General features: G+C 67.0%; 15 protein-coding genes. 7 read left to right on the top strand and 8 right to left on the bottom strand.

Going from position 1 to position 14,797, the window contains the following annotated elements:
- From GSH16_RS14935 to GSH16_RS14925, 3 genes are all read right to left on the bottom strand, one after another.
- Nucleotides 1-958, bottom strand: a 958-nt coding sequence (locus GSH16_RS14935; protein ID WP_160856408.1) for a M24 family metallopeptidase, incomplete at its 3' end; no start/stop codon positions are given.
- Between the two features lie 34 nt (nucleotides 959-992).
- Nucleotides 993-1,304 (bottom strand): lipid-A-disaccharide synthase N-terminal domain-containing protein, encoded by a 312-nt coding sequence (locus GSH16_RS14930; RefSeq protein WP_160856407.1) that lies wholly within the window; start codon nucleotides 1,302-1,304, stop codon nucleotides 993-995.
- Entirely contained in the window at nucleotides 1,304-2,077 is a 774-nt protein-coding gene (locus GSH16_RS14925) for a glycosyltransferase family 2 protein (protein WP_160856406.1), read from the bottom strand. Before GSH16_RS14925 ends, GSH16_RS14930 begins: the two co-directional genes overlap by 1 nt.
- 118 nt (nucleotides 2,078-2,195) lie before the next feature.
- Between GSH16_RS14925 and GSH16_RS14920 the strand changes: the two genes are divergently transcribed.
- Nucleotides 2,196-3,650 carry an ArnT family glycosyltransferase gene (locus GSH16_RS14920; protein WP_160856405.1) on the top strand — a complete coding sequence of 485 codons (1,455 nt, stop codon included), beginning with the start codon at nucleotides 2,196-2,198 and terminating at the stop codon, nucleotides 3,648-3,650.
- Nucleotides 3,651-3,701: 51 nt separating this feature from the next.
- On the opposite strand, the gene GSH16_RS14915 is transcribed toward GSH16_RS14920, so the two are convergent.
- Nucleotides 3,702-4,526 carry an SUMF1/EgtB/PvdO family nonheme iron enzyme gene (locus GSH16_RS14915; protein ID WP_160856404.1) on the bottom strand — a complete coding sequence of 275 codons (825 nt, stop codon included), beginning with the start codon at nucleotides 4,524-4,526 and terminating at the stop codon, nucleotides 3,702-3,704.
- Nucleotides 4,527-4,591: 65 nt separating this feature from the next.
- Nucleotides 4,592-5,719, bottom strand: a complete 1,128-nt coding sequence (gene nirK, locus GSH16_RS14910; protein ID WP_160856403.1) for a copper-containing nitrite reductase — start codon at nucleotides 5,717-5,719, stop codon at nucleotides 4,592-4,594.
- 160 nt (nucleotides 5,720-5,879) lie between these two features.
- On the opposite strand from nirK, the gene GSH16_RS14905 reads away from it, so the two are divergent.
- The gene (locus tag GSH16_RS14905; RefSeq protein WP_160856402.1) at nucleotides 5,880-6,677 is read left to right on the top strand and encodes a class I SAM-dependent methyltransferase; all 798 of its coding nucleotides are present in this window, start codon (nucleotides 5,880-5,882) and stop codon (nucleotides 6,675-6,677) included.
- 23 nt (nucleotides 6,678-6,700) lie between these two features.
- Complete coding sequence (gene rsgA / locus GSH16_RS14900) at nucleotides 6,701-7,759, top strand: ribosome small subunit-dependent GTPase A (protein WP_160856401.1); 1,059 nt, start codon at nucleotides 6,701-6,703, stop codon at nucleotides 7,757-7,759.
- Here the strand turns inward: rsgA and nagA are convergent.
- Genes nagA through GSH16_RS14885 form a run of 3 tightly spaced genes read right to left on the bottom strand, consistent with a single transcriptional unit; the run spans nucleotide 7,756 to nucleotide 10,710 of the window.
- Nucleotides 7,756-8,922 carry an N-acetylglucosamine-6-phosphate deacetylase gene (nagA, locus tag GSH16_RS14895; RefSeq protein ID WP_160856400.1) on the bottom strand — a complete coding sequence of 389 codons (1,167 nt, stop codon included), beginning with the start codon at nucleotides 8,920-8,922 and terminating at the stop codon, nucleotides 7,756-7,758. The genes rsgA and nagA overlap by 4 nt on opposite strands.
- On the bottom strand, nucleotides 8,919-9,944 hold the full coding sequence (locus GSH16_RS14890; protein WP_160856399.1) for an SIS domain-containing protein: 1,026 nt from the start codon (nucleotides 9,942-9,944) through the stop codon (nucleotides 8,919-8,921). Before GSH16_RS14890 ends, nagA begins: the two co-directional genes overlap by 4 nt.
- A gap of 4 nt (nucleotides 9,945-9,948) precedes the next feature.
- Nucleotides 9,949-10,710, bottom strand: a complete 762-nt coding sequence (locus GSH16_RS14885) for a GntR family transcriptional regulator (RefSeq protein ID WP_160856398.1) — start codon at nucleotides 10,708-10,710, stop codon at nucleotides 9,949-9,951.
- 177 nt (nucleotides 10,711-10,887) lie between these two features.
- On the opposite strand from GSH16_RS14885, the gene GSH16_RS14880 reads away from it, so the two are divergent.
- From GSH16_RS14880 to GSH16_RS14865, 4 genes are all read left to right on the top strand, one after another.
- A complete protein-coding gene (locus tag GSH16_RS14880; protein ID WP_160856397.1) occupies nucleotides 10,888-11,781 on the top strand; it encodes an N-acetylmuramic acid 6-phosphate etherase in 894 nt (297 codons plus the stop codon).
- A 187-nt stretch (nucleotides 11,782-11,968) separates the two neighbouring features.
- The gene (locus tag GSH16_RS14875) at nucleotides 11,969-12,886 is read left to right on the top strand and encodes an ROK family protein (protein WP_160856396.1); all 918 of its coding nucleotides are present in this window, start codon (nucleotides 11,969-11,971) and stop codon (nucleotides 12,884-12,886) included.
- The gene (locus GSH16_RS14870; RefSeq protein ID WP_160856395.1) at nucleotides 12,883-13,626 is read left to right on the top strand and encodes a copper homeostasis protein CutC; all 744 of its coding nucleotides are present in this window, start codon (nucleotides 12,883-12,885) and stop codon (nucleotides 13,624-13,626) included. The genes GSH16_RS14875 and GSH16_RS14870 overlap by 4 nt, the downstream gene beginning before the upstream one ends.
- Nucleotides 13,623-14,795: a Gfo/Idh/MocA family protein gene (locus GSH16_RS14865; protein WP_160856394.1), complete on the top strand. Its 1,173-nt coding sequence runs from the start codon at nucleotides 13,623-13,625 to the stop codon at nucleotides 14,793-14,795. Before GSH16_RS14870 ends, GSH16_RS14865 begins: the two co-directional genes overlap by 4 nt.
- Nucleotides 14,796-14,797 lie beyond the last annotated feature (2 nt).

The following is a 14,797-nucleotide window of genomic DNA, read 5'->3' as shown; positions in this document are numbered from 1 at the left end:
GGTGGTTGCCCCGCATGATGTACGGGTCTTCGTGAACCGCGCGGCCAAGCCCGTGACCGGTCTTGGTGCGGATCCGGTCGGCATAGGGCGAGGCTTCGAGCACGCCCGTCACTACATCGTCGATCTCATGCGCGGTGACGCCCGGCCGCGTTGCGGCATGGCCCGCCGCGTTGGCGGCCAGCACGGTGTCATAGACCGCGCGCTGCTCGTCCGAGCAGGAGCGAATGAAGAAGGTGCGGGTTATGTCCGCGCAGAGCCCGCCCCAGCGGGCACCGAAATCGAAGAGGAGCGCGTCGCCTTCGCGGATTGCATAATCGGCCCGCGCCTTGGCGTGGGGCCGTGCGCTATTGTCCCCTGCGGCAACGATCGGCCCGAAGGCGAAATCCTCGGCGCCCGCGGCCAGAAGCGCCTGCATCAGGAGCGATTCCACGTCGCGCTCGGACTGGCCGACACGCACCTGCGCGATGGTGCGTTCCAGCGCGGCTTCTGAAATGGCGATGGCCTGTTCCAGTGCGGCCACTTCCGCATCCGTTTTGCGGATGCGCAGGCCGGAGATCGCGGCCTCCTGATCTTCGATCTCGATGCCGGGCCAGGCGGCAGTGAGCGCATGATGCACGAAGACCCGCATGACCTGCCCCTCGACCCCGACGCGGACGAGGTTCAATTCCGCCGCCACCGCGTTGAACGCAGGCTGATAGCCATCCTGATCGCGCCACGGGTGGACGGGGCCTTCAAAACCGACCAGCTCGAAAGATCCCATTTCCAGATGCGGGACAATGGCGACCGGCGTGCCCGTGACAGGCACGAAGATCGCCAGCGGCCGCTCGTTGGAATGGAAGTTCTTTCCCATGATCCGGTGGAAATTCGGCCCCGGCACCAGAACGATGGCGTCGAGCCCGCGGTCTCGGGCCAGCGCGTGCAGATCGGCATAGCGGTCGGTCACATCGGAGGCAGGCATGGGGCAGATCCTTTCGCAGATCGGGGCAGGGGCGTCAGGGGTCCGGTGCGCGTTTCTTCTCGGCATAGATGAGCCAGAGGTTGCGGGCATAGATGAAGATCCCGGTCGACTGGCCGAGGATGATGACAATCTCACCGCGATAGATGCCGTAGACGAGCAGCAGCAGGCCGCCCGTCAGCGAAAACCACCAGAAGGCCACCGGCACGACCGACTTGCCCTGTTTCTCGGAGCTCAGCCACTGGATGATGAAGCGCATCGAGAACATCATCTGCGCGCCAAGCCCGATACAGACCCAGATCAGATCGGCCCGCGACTCGATTTTCAGATATTCGAGGACCGCGTCCATCAGGGCCGCTCTTCGGGCAGGGGCCGGACCGGCTTGGCGCGTTTGATGAGCCAGCGCACCCCGAACAGGTCATGGATGCCGACGAGCGCGCGGTGCAGGTTGGTATAGTTGGACGTGCCGGAATGTCGTTCCGCATGGGACACGTCGCAATGGGCCACCTCCCACCCGTAGGCGGAGAAAAGCGCCGGCAGATAGCGGTGCATATGGTTGAAGAAAGGAAGTTCCAAAAACCCGTCGCGGCGGAAGGCTTTCAGACCGCAGCCCGTGTCGCGCGTGTCATCGTGGAGCATGCGTGCGCGCAGCCCGTTGGCAAAGGTCGAGGCCCAGCGTTTCGACGCCGTATCCTTGCGGGCCACGCGCTGGCCCGCCACAAGGCCGAGCGTCGCGGGCGCATCCTTGGCCAGAAGCGGCCCCACCAGTTTCGGGATCTCCGCAGGCGGGTTCTGACCGTCGCCGTCGAGTGTGCAGATCACGGGCGCGCGGGCGGCATGGACGCCGCTATGGACCGCTGCAGACTGGCCGCCGGAGCGGGCATGTTCGATGAGCCGCAACCAAGGCCGGTCCGCCTGCAGCGCGCGGATCACACCCGCCGTGCCGTCCTCCGACCCGTCATTGACGAGGATCGTCTCGAAGGGACGGCCGGCACAGGCCTCCGCGATGGCATCGACCAGAAAGGCGACATTGCCTTCTTCGTTCTTCATCGGCACGACGACCGAAAATTCCGGGGGAGGTTGGGTGCCCGCCGACGGGTCCGGTGTCTGATCCAACGTCATGTGCCTGTTTCGAACCCTGGGTTCCGGGTCCTGACTGGACCTCGGCTGGACCTGACTTATAAGTTGTGGTCCGGACCGATGCAATAAAGCGGAACGGCCGGCGGAAGGGGATGCGTCGATGAACGAAACCGGTGCCGTCGGCACGGTCTGGTCCCGGGACCGGACATGGGTCCTGCTCATTGCCGGATATTTCCTGTTCCAGATCGCCCTTCGTGTCGCAACGGGCGGGGCGCTCGGGCTTGATGAGGCGCAGATGATCCTTGAAGGCCGGGTGCTGGCCTGGGGCTACGGCCCGCAACCGCCGCTCTATGCCTGGGTGCAGGGCGGGGCGTTCGCGCTCTTCGGGGAAACCATCCTTGCCCTGTCGCTGGTGAAGAACGCCTTTCTCTGCGGGACGTTCCTGACCGTCTACTGGCTCGCGCGCCGGATTGCGCCGCCGCCACTGGCCGGTCTGGCGACGGTCATGCTGCTGACCGTTCCGCAGTTAGGGTGGGAAAGCCAGCGGGCGCTCACCCACAGCGTGCTCGTCACCTTCCTGTCGGTGCTGCTCGCGGCGCAGGTCTGGGCGATGGGGGCCGACGGACGGCGCGGCGCGCCCGATTATCTGGTGCTCGGCGCGCTTATCGGTTTCGGGATGATCGCCAAATACAATTTCGCGCTGTCGGTGAGCGCGACGTTTCTTGCCGCGGCGTGGCTGCCGCAGATGCGGGGCCTCTTTGGCACGCCGAAACTCTTGCTTGCTGTCGGCATGGCGCTCGCCATTCTTGCCGGCCCGGGGCTCTGGATGTTCGCCAATCAGGAGGCGACTATGGCCTCCTCCCACAAGTTCGAGATGGACACAGGCCACTGGGCGCTCGCACGGGTCGAAGGTCTGGCCGCTTTGGCGGGCGCGCTTCTGTCCTTCATGGCCCTGCCGCTCCTGATCCTCGGGGTCTGCCATGCAGTGTTCCGCCGGGCCGGGGCAGCGCGCATCCCGATACCCGATGACCTGCTCTTGCGCTATCTGGCGGCCATCGCGCTGTCCGGTCTGGCGCTGATCGCGCTTGTTGTCCTGGCTTCGGGCGCGACCAATGTGAAAGACCGCTGGCTGCAGCCGGTTCTGGTGACGAGTGTGCCGGCGCTGACGCTCCTGCTCGTCCCGCTTTGGCGCGCGGCGGGCCCGAAACGGCTGGCGCAGGTGGCAGGTGCGGTGGCTCTGCTGATCCCTGTGGGACTGTTGCACCATAATCTCTGGGGTGATGCCTACCGCGCGGCGCCGTTCAAAACGCTCGCGGCAGAATTGCCGGTGGAGGAGGGGACATTGGTGCTCGCGCCGGTCTGGGTTGCGGGCAACCTCGCTTACCTGCGGCCGGACTGGCAGGTGCAGGATGAACGGCTGTTGAACGGCGCAGGCACGCCCGACCGCATTCTGCTGGTCAATGCCGACCGCAGCGGCAAGGGCTTGCGCGCATTGCCGGAGCCGTTTGCAAGGTTTTTCATCCGGACAGACCAGACCGAGCTTTCCGCACCATACCGCGTCTCGGGCGGGGACATGGTGATGATAGTCGAGGAATGGGTCCCGCGCGGGGAGTGACCGCTGGATTTCGAAGTCGTATAATCTTTCTTATGTTAAATATGCAGAATGCTAGCCATCCAGACTGTGGACAAGCCGGATTCCGAGATAGTCCGGCGGAATGCCGATTGCGCAGCCGCCGCCCCGCGCGTCACGCACGAAGTCTATGATATAGGCCCTGTGGCGTCCCTGGGCGACGCGGACGCCGCAATTCTCGACCTTTGACAGGACCGCGCTACGGTCGGGACCGAGCGTCACGCGTTCATTGCAGCTTTGCGTCCATTCCCAGATATTGCCGCCGAGATCGCGCACCCCGAGGCTGTTGGCGCCAAAGTGGCCCAGCGGATGGTGCGTGCCGTCCGCGTCGCCGCGCTGCGCGAACTGGCTCTCGTAGGCTGCGAGCCACCGCGCGGCGGGATCGGCAGGTCCGCCATCGATGCCGAGCGCATCGTCATGGAACGCCTCGGCCGCAAGCTGCGCCCATTCCCGGTCCGTCGGCAGGCGCCAGTCCGTGCCCGTCCGGTCCGCCAGCCACAGCGCAAATTGTTCCGTATCGGCAAAGCTGACGAACACTTGCGCATGGTCGTCGCGTCCGCGCCCCGGTGCGGGCCGGCATGCGCCATCGTCCACGCACAGACCGTAAAGCGCTTCGGATACATGGGTTTCCATCACGGCAAGCGGCGGCATTGCGCGCGTATCGAGCGGCGGGTCGATCACCTGTCGCGCGGTCTGATACTGGCCTGCCGGGCGGTAGTCGAGGCGCATGGCGGGGACAATGACGGTCGGCGGCACCGGCAGGTCAGCCGCGCGGTCCGCATCATGCGAAAACCACCCTTCGCGCGCCAGCAGGGCCGCGCCCAGAAGAGTGATCAGAAGAACAGGTGTGTAGAGTTTCATCGTGGGCACTCCAGCCCGTTTTGCATGTGGCGCGGGGCCGGCAGAACCGGCCCCGCATCGTCAGGTCAGGAGGAATATTCAACCGGTGCGGTGACCTGCTCCATCAGGTCATTGTCCCAGTCGCCCTCGACCAGCACATGGGCCGTGGCGCCGAGGTTTACCGCCTCGATCAGATTGTGGTTCACATAGGCATAGAGCCCCGGCTGCAGGAAGCTGTAGAGCGCCGCCCCGGCCGACCCGCCGCGAATGAACCATGTCTCCAGATCGCGTTCCGGCGGGTTGTTGAACTTGCCGCTTTCCCAGACATAGTCGCCATGCCCGCCGATCAGGTGCGGACGCGTGTCGCGGTTGGCCTGCGAATGCACGATGAGCACACGTTCGCCCACTTTCGCGGTCAGCGCATTGTCGCCCGTGAGCGCGCCCTTGCGGCCGTTGAAGACCACGTGGGTCGGGATGAGCCCGTTCATCAGTTCTTCGGTCTCGGGGTAGCTTTCGCCGACATCCGCATAGCGTTTGAAATCGCCGTTTTCGTCGCGCGGAATGTAGAATTCCGCCTCGCCGATATACCAGACGCGATCATATTTGATCGGCGCGCCCGTGTCGGTTTTCAGCCCGTCGCGCGGCAGGATCATGATCGTGCCCGCCATGCCCGAGACGACATGCCAGGGGATCATCGGGCCACCCGGCGCACAGTGATAGACGAATGTGCCCGGCCGTGTGGCCTTGAAGCGCAGAACGGTCATCTCGCCCGGGTTGACGAGCGTCAGCGCCCCGCCGCCAAGCGCCCCCGTGGCCGCGTGGAAGTCGATATTGTGCGGCATCAGGTTGCTGGCCGGGTTCTTCAGCGTCAGTTCCACATAGTCTCCCTCATGCACCACCATCAGCGGGCCGGGGATCGACCCGTTGAAGGTCATGCCCTGCAGGTAGCCGCCGTCATCGTCCACTTCCATCTCGCGTTCGATGATTTCCATCTCGAACTCGACGATGCTGGGACCGGTGCTGGCAACCTGTTCATGTTCGTGGACGAAGGGCGGCGGCACCAGCTCGACCTTGCGCCGGGGCAGGCTCGACAGGTCAACGGCGGCAGCGCCGGATGTGTCCATCGTCTCGTCGGAGGCGAGCGCACGGGTCACGACGGCCGGCGATGCGGCGACGAAAGCGGCGCCCATCAGGGCGGTTCTGCGGGTAATCATGTCGAGGTCCTTTCTTCAACCTTTTGACAGTTGCCTGCAGTCTGCGCCGCATGCGTGACCGCAACGTTGCGCTGGAACAACGTTGACGACTCTTTCCCCACCGTGGCCGCCGCAGCCTGTGCTATCCTTGACGGGAAGGAGAGGACCGGGAGCCGCTGCGATGGGCAAGCCGACATCCGACCGTTGGGCCGCTGGAGACAGCTACGACGCCTATATGGGGCGCTGGAGCCGCATGATGGCCGATGCGTTTCTCGACTGGCTTGACGAGGATGAGGGCCAGGCCTGGCTCGACGTGGGCTGCGGCACCGGTGCGCTGAGCGCGGCGGTGCTCGACAGTGCGGCGCCGCGCTCCCTGCTTGGCTTTGATCCGGCCGAACCGTTCGTGGCCCATGCGCAGTCGAAACTGGGGCGCGCCGGTGTGCGTTTCGGGATCGCGGGCGCGGATGCCCTGCCCCTGCCCGACGATGCGGTCGATGTGACGGTCTCCGCGCTTGCGCTCAATTTCACGCCCGACCCGGCGGCGGCTCTGGCCGAAATGGCACGGGTCACGCGGGACGGGGGCACGCTGGCCTTCTATGTCTGGGATTATCCGGGCGGCGGGCTCGGGTTTCTCGACGCGTTCTGGACGGCGGCCGCGGCCATCGATCCCAAGGCGGCCGATCTGGACGAGGCGCGGCGCTTCGCCTTCTGTACCAAGCCCGGGCTGCAGGCGATCTGCGCGGATGCAGGCCTCGGGACCGTGCAGATCGAACCGTTGACAATCGCGACACGCTTTCCCGATTTCGATACATTCTGGCATCCGTTCACCCTTGGCACCGGCCCCGCGCCCGCTTACGTGGCGGCCTGTGATGCATCGATGCAGGCGCAATTGCGGGACCGGCTGGCCAGACTGGCCGGACCGGACGGCGCGCTTTCCTTCGATGCGCGGGCATGGGCCATGCGGGTCCGCCTCGATTGACGCGGCTGCGGGAGGCAGGTGAGATGACGGATGCGGGTGCGGGGATGTCCCTGCCGGAGCTTGGCTGGGGGCCGCGGTTCCAGTCGCAGCTGGATCTGGACGAGTTTGAGACCTGCCGTCCGGCCCGGGTTGCGGAAGTGCACCGCAACGGGCTCGACCTGATAAGCGAGGCCGGTCCTGAACGGATCGAGACGGGACCAGCCCTACCGAGCCGCGCCTTTGCCGTGGGCGACTGGCTTCTTCTTGAGCGGGACAGCGGCCGGCCGGTGCGGCGCCTCGACCGGTTCTCCGAGATGAAGCGCCGTGCGGCCGGCACCGGGCGGGAGGTCCAGCTGATCGCGGCCAATGTGGACACGCTTTTCATCACCAGCTCCTGCAATGCAGATTTCAACCCGCCCCGGCTGGAACGCTATCTGGCCCTTGCAGAACAGGCCGATGTGACGCCGCTGATCGTGCTGACCAAGGCCGATCTGGCCGACGATGTTGACAGATATGTCGACCGTGCCCGCGCGCTTCTGCCCGGCCTGATCGTGGAGCCGGTGGACGCGCGCGACCCGGACGGTCTTTCGGCGCTCCGGCCCTGGTGCGGGCGGGGCCAGACGGTGGCGCTGGTCGGCTCGTCCGGTGTCGGGAAATCGACCCTTATCAACGCCCTGTCCGGTCTCGACCTTGCCACACAGGGCATCCGCGAGGATGACGCCAAGGGCCGGCACACGACGACGGCGCGGTCGCTGCACCGGATCGCCGGCGGCGGCTGGATCATCGACACGCCGGGGATGCGCGCGCTGCGGCTGCTCGATGCCGAGGAGGGCGTCGCCGCGGTGTTCGCCGACATTGCCGATCTGGCCGCGGCCTGCCGGTTCGGGGACTGCTCCCACGACCGGGAACCGGGCTGCGCGGTGCGCGAAGCGATCGAAGACGGACGCCTCGATCCTGCCCGGCTCGACCGGTATCGCAAATTGCAGCGCGAGGACCGGCGGAACTCCGAAAGTCTGGCCGAACAGCGCGACCGCGACCGCGCGCTCGGCAAGCTCTACCGGTCCGCCCAGACCGCCGCCCGTGACCGGCGCGGCAACCGCTAGACGCTGACCGCCCCGCCGATCCAGACCCGCTCCACCTGCAGGTCGTCCGACAGGAGGAGCATGTCGGCGCGACCGCCTGGGACGAGGTGCCCCCTGCCCGCACCGTCGCCGATCAGCCCTGCCGGCACCCGGCCAGCCATGGCCAGCGCCTCGGCTGCGTCGAGCCCCATCTCCCGCACCATGAAACGCACGGCGGAGATCATGTCGAGATCGGCACCCGCGAGCGTGCCGTCTTCCAGTGTCAGACGCCCGTCGCGCCGCAGGATGCGCCGCCCGTCGAGCGTGAACTCGGTCATGTCGGTGCCGATGGTCGCCATCGCGTCGGTCACCAGATAGAGCGCGCCCGGTCCGGTCTTGGCACGCAGCGCGACGCCAAGCGCGACCGGATCGACATGGATACCGTCCGCGATGATGCCCGCTGACACGTCGCCCGACGCGAGCGCCGCGCCCACAAGACCCGGTTCCCGGTGGCCTAGACCGCTCATCGCATTGAACAGGTGGGTGACGGAACGTGCGCCGGCCTCGATAGACCGGCGCGCCGCCGTACAGCTGGTCGCACTATGGCCGAGGCTGACGGTCGCGCCTGCCTGCGTCAGGCGGCGGATCTGGTCGGGCGAGGCGGATTCCGGGGCGAGCGTGACGAGGAGCGCCGGCAGGTCCGCCGCGGCGGCTTCCAGCGCGGCGCAATCGTCCTCCGACATCGGGCGGATATAGCGCGCGTCATGAGCACCCTTGCGGGCCGGGTCGAGATGCGGTCCTTCCAGATGCAGTCCTGCGAAACCGGGGACGGCTGCCCTGGCGGCCGCCCGCCCGGCGGCAATCGCCTGTGCGGTCTTCTCCGGCGTGTCGGTGATGAGCGTGGGCAGGAGCGACGTGGACCCGAACGGCGCGTGGGCCGCGCAAATCCGCGCAATCGTGTCGACAGAGGGATCGTCGTTCAGGAGCACGCCGCCGCCGCCGTTGACCTGCAGGTCGACAAAGCCCGGCACAAGCCAGCCCTGCCCCAGATCCTCGGCCCGCAGCCCGTCCCGAAGGTCCGAAGGCGCGTGACGCGCCGCGCCTGCATAGAGAAGAGCCGCACCTTCCGTGACCACAAGGGCGTCGTCATGCCAAGCCGTGCCGTCGAACAGGCGCGCGGCGCGGAAAGCGCGGGGCGCGCTCATACGGTTTCGGTCACTTTGCGCAGGTTGCGCGGCGTGTCCGGGTCGAGCCCGCGGCGCAGCGCGAGCCGCTCGATAAACCCGTAGAAGGAAGTGATCTGCAGAAGCGGATCGGTCAGCGGATGCGCGCCTGCGGCGAAGGGCAAGCGCGTGGCTTTCTGTGCCTTGCCAGAGGTTGCGAACACCCGCGCGCCCTTGTCGGCCAGTGCGTCCGCCACCTCGACGAGCCCGTCTTCGGCGGCGTCACGCACTGCGAGCGCCAACACCGGATAGCCCGGTTCCACGATCGAGACCGGCCCGTGCAGGACCTCGGCGGAGGAATAGGATTCCGCGTGGATCTGGCAGGTCTCCTTGAACTTGAGCGCCGCCTCGTTCGACATGGCAAGCCCGGGGCCGCGCCCCAATACATAGAGTGACGGCGCGTCTTCCAGCGCGTCCACGAGCGGCGACCAGTCCTTGGTGCAGGCTTCCGCCAGTCCCTCCGGCAACCGGTCGAGCGCATCGAGGAGGGCTGCCTCGCCCGACCATTCGGCCAACAGGGCCAGCCCCGCGACAGACGAGGTCACGAAGGTTTTCGTGGCGGCGACGGAGGTTTCCGGCCCGGCGCAGAGCGCAATGGTCCGGTCGGACGCCTCGGCCAGTGGAGAGGCAGGGTCGTTGGTGATCGCGGCCGTGCGGGCGCCGGCCGCGCGGGCCATGCCGGCCATGGCGACATTGTCGGGGCTTTTGCCCGACTGCGAGATCGACAGCACAAGCGCGCCTTCGAGCGCCAGATTGCGGCCGTAGACCGATGCGACCGAAGGGCCGAGCGAGGCGACCGGCAGGCCCAGCGTCATCTCGCAGGCATATTTGATGAAAAGCGCGGCATGGTCGGAACTGCCTCGCGCGACGGTTGCCAGGAAAAGCGGCGGTGTGGCGCGCAATTCGGCGGCCAATTCGCGGATGGCGGCCCGCCCCTCGCCCAGAAGGCGGGCGGTGGCGTCGGGGATTTCGGCGATTTCGCGCCGCATATGCGTGTCGGTCATCGGCTCAGGTTCCGGAAAGTTGCAGTTCGGCGACGAAGTCATATGCGTCGCCGCGATAGATGGAGCGGGTAAATTCCACCACGCGTCCGCTGTCGAGATAGGAGACCCGCTCGATCTTCAAAGCGGCCGCCCCGGCCGGAATGTCGAGCAGTTCGGCATCTTCGGCGCGGATGTTGATGGCAGAAATCCGTTGCACGGCCCGGACCGGGCGCAGTCCCATCCGGTCGAGCACGGCATAGAGCGAATGGTCCACATCCGTCGGGTTCGGCAGGATCGAATTGGGCAGACTGGCGCGCTCGATGGCGAGCGGCCGTCCGTCGGCGCGGCGGAGTCGGGCGACGCGGGCCACCAACTCGCCCGCGGAGAGACCCAGCGTGAAGGTTTCCTGCGGGGATGGTGGACAGACGCGCCGCTCGATGAAGGTCGATTCGACCTCCATCCCGCGGCGGGCCATATCCTCCGTGAAGGAGGTGAGGCGCGACAGGCTCTGTTCGACCCGCGCCACGTTGGGTGCCACGAAAGAGCCGGAGCCGCGGCGCTGGATGATGGTGCCGGCCTCGACCAGTTCGGCGACGGCCTTGCGCACAGTTACCCGCGACAGGTCCGTCAGCGCCGCAATCTCGCGCTCGGACGGGAGCGGGTCGCCCTCGGAAATCACCCCGTCCGCGATAGCGTCCTGGATCCGGCGGCGCAGCTGGAGGTAGCGCGGGCCGCCGCTTCCCGTCAGCCATCCGGCGGGGGCGAGATATGAGGTGATGTCGCTCATGGGCGCTGTGATGGCTCCGGTCCCTTGCAGTCCTAATACCTATATAATACCAATATAGAGCCAATGAGAAGCCCGAATGTCTCTCAGGCGCCAAAAATATATGCCCGCCATCGCAAGGGACGGCCGGAACCTGTTGAGAAATGGCGGGAAAGGGGCATGATTGCCGGAGGAGGTTTCATGACGTCACCACCCACAGAAGAGCGGGATCCGCGCAGCGCGGCGCTCGGTCCCGACCAGCCCGAGGCGGCGCTTGCGGCCATGGCCGATATCCAGCTCGCGGCCATGCGGGCCGTGGGCGCGGCCGCTCCAGCGCTGGCGCGTGCGGCGGCGCTTCTGGCCGACCGGCTCCGCGCGGGCGGGCGTGTGCACTATGTCGGCGCGGGCAGCGCCGGGCTGATGGCGGCGGCTGATGCGCTGGAACTTCCCGGCACCTTCGGTCTGCCGCGCGACAGGGTCGGCTTCAGCATTGCGGGCGGTTTGCAGACTTTCCGCAACCTGTCCGGCGGCGCGGAAGACAGTGGGGAGGCCGGCAGCGCCGATTGCAAGGCGGCGGGACTTGGGCCAGGTGACATTGTCATCGCCGTTTCGGCCAGCGGTGGCACGCCATATACCTGCGCGTTCGCGAAGCAAGCCTCTGAAACAAAATCCGAAATTGTCGGTCTGGCCAACGTCCCGTCCGCGCGTCTGCTGGCACTTTCGACCTGTCCGGTCCTGTTGGAATCTCCGCCGGAATTCGTCGCGGGCTCGACCCGTATGGCCGCCGGATCGGCGCAGAAGGCGGCGCTCAACATGATCTCGACGCTGGCTGCGATGCATCTCGGGCGGGTCGTTCAGGGCCATATGGTGCAGGTGGTCGCCGACAATGAAAAGTTGCGCGGCCGTGCGGTGCGAATCATCGGTGATTTGACAAGCAAGCCAGCCCACCAAGCGGGTGCCGCGCTCGATGCATCGGACGGGTCGGTGCCTGTTGCGATCCTTGTTGCCACCGGCCTTGAGCGGACAGCGGCCGAGGCGTTGCTCGCCGATGTCGGCGGCGATGTCGCCGCAGCGCTTCGCCGCGCAACCCGCTGAAAGGCAGGCGCTTCGCGGAGCGCCACCCGTCCCCCGACCGCGCCTCTTTCGTCTATCCGGGGCGCGAATTTCCCTTGTCCGACCACCGATCAGACCATTTCGAAATTTGGTATTTACTAAATCCCATATTGGTTCCATATTGGTATTACACAGCGACCGGAGCGTCGCGTCATGACGGGATTGGTGGATGCTCACCTGCTTGGATATCGGCGGCACTTTCATCCGCTTCGGTCAGCCGGAGCCGGATGGACGCGTTCCCGAAGCCGGGCGCTGCCCCACCCCCGTTTCCGATTTCAAGGATTTCGCTGCCGCCTTGTCGGGGATTGCGAAGACGACCGGCGCTACCGCCCTGTCCGTTTCGCTCGCCGGCGTTTATGACAGCCGCACCGGGTTGGCGCGGGTTGCCAATATTCCCTGCCTCGACGGGCGCCATGTGGCCCGCGATCTGGAAGCGGCGCTCGGCCTGCCGGTCCGCATCACCAATGATGCCGACTGTTTCGCGCTGGCAGAGGCGCATCTGGGCGCGGGTCGCGGCAAACCGGTGACCTTCGGGATCATCCTCGGCTCCGGTGTCGGTGGCGGTGTGGTCGTGAACGGCGCACTTCTGCAGGGTTTCGGCGGCATATCGGGTGAATGGGGCCACGGACCCGCGATCGACCCGACCGCCGGTGGCCTTGCGCCCGGCCTGCCCGCCCTGCCCTGCGGCTGCGGCCAGACCGGATGCCTTGACGCGCATGGGTCGGCCCGCGGGATGGAGAAACTGCATCTGGCGCTGCACGGCGCGACCTGTGACAGCACCGAGATCACGGCTGCGTGGCATGCGGGCGACGAAGGTGCCGCGCGCACCATCGACATCTATACCGAGATCGTTGCCCGCGCCCTGTCCGTCATTGTCAACACACTCGGGCCGGATGCGGTGCCTTGCAGCGGCGGTCTGTCGGGCGACGCGCGGCTTGTGGCGGAGATCGACCGCAAGCTGCGCGGCCGCGTTCTGGCGACTTACGCTGCTCCGCTCGTGACGGTCGGCCAGCACGCCGCAAATGGCGGACTGGTCGGGGCTGCGATTGCCGGGGCCGACATGGTGCCGGCAGGAGCAAGCGCATGACCCGTCCGCTTCTGGAAATCTGTGTCGACACGATCGAAGGCGCCTGGGTGGCGGTCGAGGCGGGGGCCGACCGGATCGAACTCTGCTCGGCGCTCGCCATCGGCGGACTGACCCCCTCGGCCGGGCTGATGCGCGCGGCTGCCGACCTGCCGGTGCCCTGCCATGCGATGATCCGCCCCCGCGGCGGCCACTTCCTCTATTCTCCCGGGGACGTGGCCGCCATGCTCGACGATATCGGCCACGCCCGCGACGCGGGGCTTGCCGGGATCGTGACCGGAGCCCTGACGGAGGCCCGTGCGCTCGACGTAGCTGTTCTGCGCGATCTGCTTGCGGCCCGTGGTTCTATGCAAGCCACCCTGCACCGCGCGGTCGATCTCGTGCCCGATGCCTCTGCCGCGGTCGAGGCCGCGATCGCGCTTGGTTTTGACCGGATCCTGACCTCGGGCGGCGCGGCGCGCGTCGGTGACGGTCTGCCGCGTCTCGCCCAGATGGCCGATGCCGCGCGCGGCCGGATCGAGATCATGCCTGGCGGCGGTGTCACGCCCGCGCTCGCACCCCGTCTGCTCGCCCTGCCCGGCATCGACGCGCTGCATGCGTCCGGTGCGGCACCTGTTTCCCTGCCCGCCACGCTTTTCGACGGGCTCGGGTTCGAAGCCGAGGGCCAGCGGCGCGAGGCCCATGCCCCGGCGATTCGCGCGCTGCGCGATGCCATGGACGAACTTGAAAGGAACTGCGCATGAAGATCTGCATCGTCGGCCTCGGCGCACGCATCGCCCATGTCACGGCGCTTCTGTGCAAGGCCAATCCCGACGCGCGGCTGGCCGGCTTTGTCGACCCCGCGCCGGCCGGCCGGGCATCGCTGGAAGCCGCAACCGGTCAAGCCATGCACGCGCATGCGACACTCGAAGAGATGCTGAAGGCCGACCAGCCGGACCTGCTGATGGTCGGCAGCCCGAACTTCATGCATCTCGACCATATCCGCACCGCGCTTGACCATGGCACGCCGCATATCTTCGCCGAAAAGCCGGTCGTCGTGTCGGAAGACGAGACGTTCGCGCTTCTCGACGCGCTGGAGAAGGCCGGCGGCCACCAGCGGGTCATGGTCGGGCTGGTCCTGCGCTACGCCCCCCTTTACCGCGCCCTGCGCGCCTCGCTCGACAGCGGCCAGATCGGTGACGTCGTCTCCATCGAGGCGGCGGAGCATATCGGTCCCTATCACGGCTCGTTCTTCATGCGCGACTGGCGGCGGCACAGCCGCTATTCCGGCGGGTTCATGCTGGAGAAATGCTGCCATGACCTCGATCTCTATCAGGGCGTGGTCGGTGCGCGGGCCATGCGCGTGGCAAGCTTTGGCGGTCGGCGCAGTTTCGTGCCCGAAAACCGCCCGCCGGAAGGCACCCGCTTCCCGCGGCCAGAGACCCCGGGACGGGTTGACCCGTTCGAGCCGCGCTGGAACGGCGGGGCGTCCGATTTCGACAGTGACGGGGACCTGGTCGACCACCAGACCGCACTCATCGAATATGAGGGCGGCGCCAACCTCTGCTTCCACACCAACATGTATGTGCCTGACGAGTTCCGCCGCTTTGCCGTGATCGGCACCAAGGGCATGGCCGAGGGCGATTTCATCCGCAATTTCTACCGCGCACATGACGCGGTGACCGGGAAACGGCTCGTCGACATGCCCGATCTGGGTGGCACGCATGACGGGCATTACGGCGCGGACGAGGCCATGGCGCAGGACCTGATTGCCCACATGAACGGCGATCTCGGCCTGCCTGTCTCGGTGCTCGACGCGCTCGAGGCGGGGCTGACCGCCCTCAAAATCGACGAGGCGCGCCAGCGCGGAGCGGTCATCGACCTTGCTCCGACGTGGGACCGTTTCGACAGCTATGACGTGAAACGGAACTGACC

Source organism: Oceanomicrobium pacificus, from assembly GCF_009833495.1.
Taxonomy (GTDB): Bacteria; Pseudomonadota; Alphaproteobacteria; order Rhodobacterales; family Rhodobacteraceae; genus Oceanomicrobium; species Oceanomicrobium pacificus.
The sequence above is the reverse complement of the archived record's forward strand: the minus strand, read 5'-3'. Positions and strand labels throughout refer to the sequence as shown.

What these genes read in the sequence shown, in the direction of transcription:
- GSH16_RS14905 (WP_160856402.1), top strand. Translation starts at nt 5,880, where the DNA reads ATGGGCAAGCCGACATCCGACCGTTGGGCCGCTGGAGACAGCTACGAC.
- GSH16_RS14870 (WP_160856395.1), top strand. Translation starts at nt 12,883, where the DNA reads ATGACCCGTCCGCTTCTGGAAATCTGTGTCGACACGATCGAAGGCGCC.
- GSH16_RS14865 (WP_160856394.1), top strand. Translation starts at nt 13,623, where the DNA reads ATGAAGATCTGCATCGTCGGCCTCGGCGCACGCATCGCCCATGTCACG.
- rsgA (WP_160856401.1), top strand. Translation starts at nt 6,701, where the DNA reads ATGACGGATGCGGGTGCGGGGATGTCCCTGCCGGAGCTTGGCTGGGGG.
- GSH16_RS14890 (WP_160856399.1), bottom strand. Translation starts at nt 9,944, where the DNA reads ATGACCGACACGCATATGCGGCGCGAAATCGCCGAAATCCCCGACGCC.
- nirK (WP_160856403.1), bottom strand. Translation starts at nt 5,719, where the DNA reads ATGATTACCCGCAGAACCGCCCTGATGGGCGCCGCTTTCGTCGCCGCA.
- GSH16_RS14880 (WP_160856397.1), top strand. Translation starts at nt 10,888, where the DNA reads ATGACGTCACCACCCACAGAAGAGCGGGATCCGCGCAGCGCGGCGCTC.
- GSH16_RS14930 (WP_160856407.1), bottom strand. Translation starts at nt 1,304, where the DNA reads ATGGACGCGGTCCTCGAATATCTGAAAATCGAGTCGCGGGCCGATCTG.
- GSH16_RS14925 (WP_160856406.1), bottom strand. Translation starts at nt 2,077, where the DNA reads ATGACGTTGGATCAGACACCGGACCCGTCGGCGGGCACCCAACCTCCC.
- GSH16_RS14920 (WP_160856405.1), top strand. Translation starts at nt 2,196, where the DNA reads ATGAACGAAACCGGTGCCGTCGGCACGGTCTGGTCCCGGGACCGGACA.
- GSH16_RS14875 (WP_160856396.1), top strand. Translation starts at nt 11,969, where the DNA reads ATGCTCACCTGCTTGGATATCGGCGGCACTTTCATCCGCTTCGGTCAG.
- GSH16_RS14885 (WP_160856398.1), bottom strand. Translation starts at nt 10,710, where the DNA reads ATGAGCGACATCACCTCATATCTCGCCCCCGCCGGATGGCTGACGGGA.
- GSH16_RS14915 (WP_160856404.1), bottom strand. Translation starts at nt 4,526, where the DNA reads ATGAAACTCTACACACCTGTTCTTCTGATCACTCTTCTGGGCGCGGCC.
- nagA (WP_160856400.1), bottom strand. Translation starts at nt 8,922, where the DNA reads ATGAGCGCGCCCCGCGCTTTCCGCGCCGCGCGCCTGTTCGACGGCACG.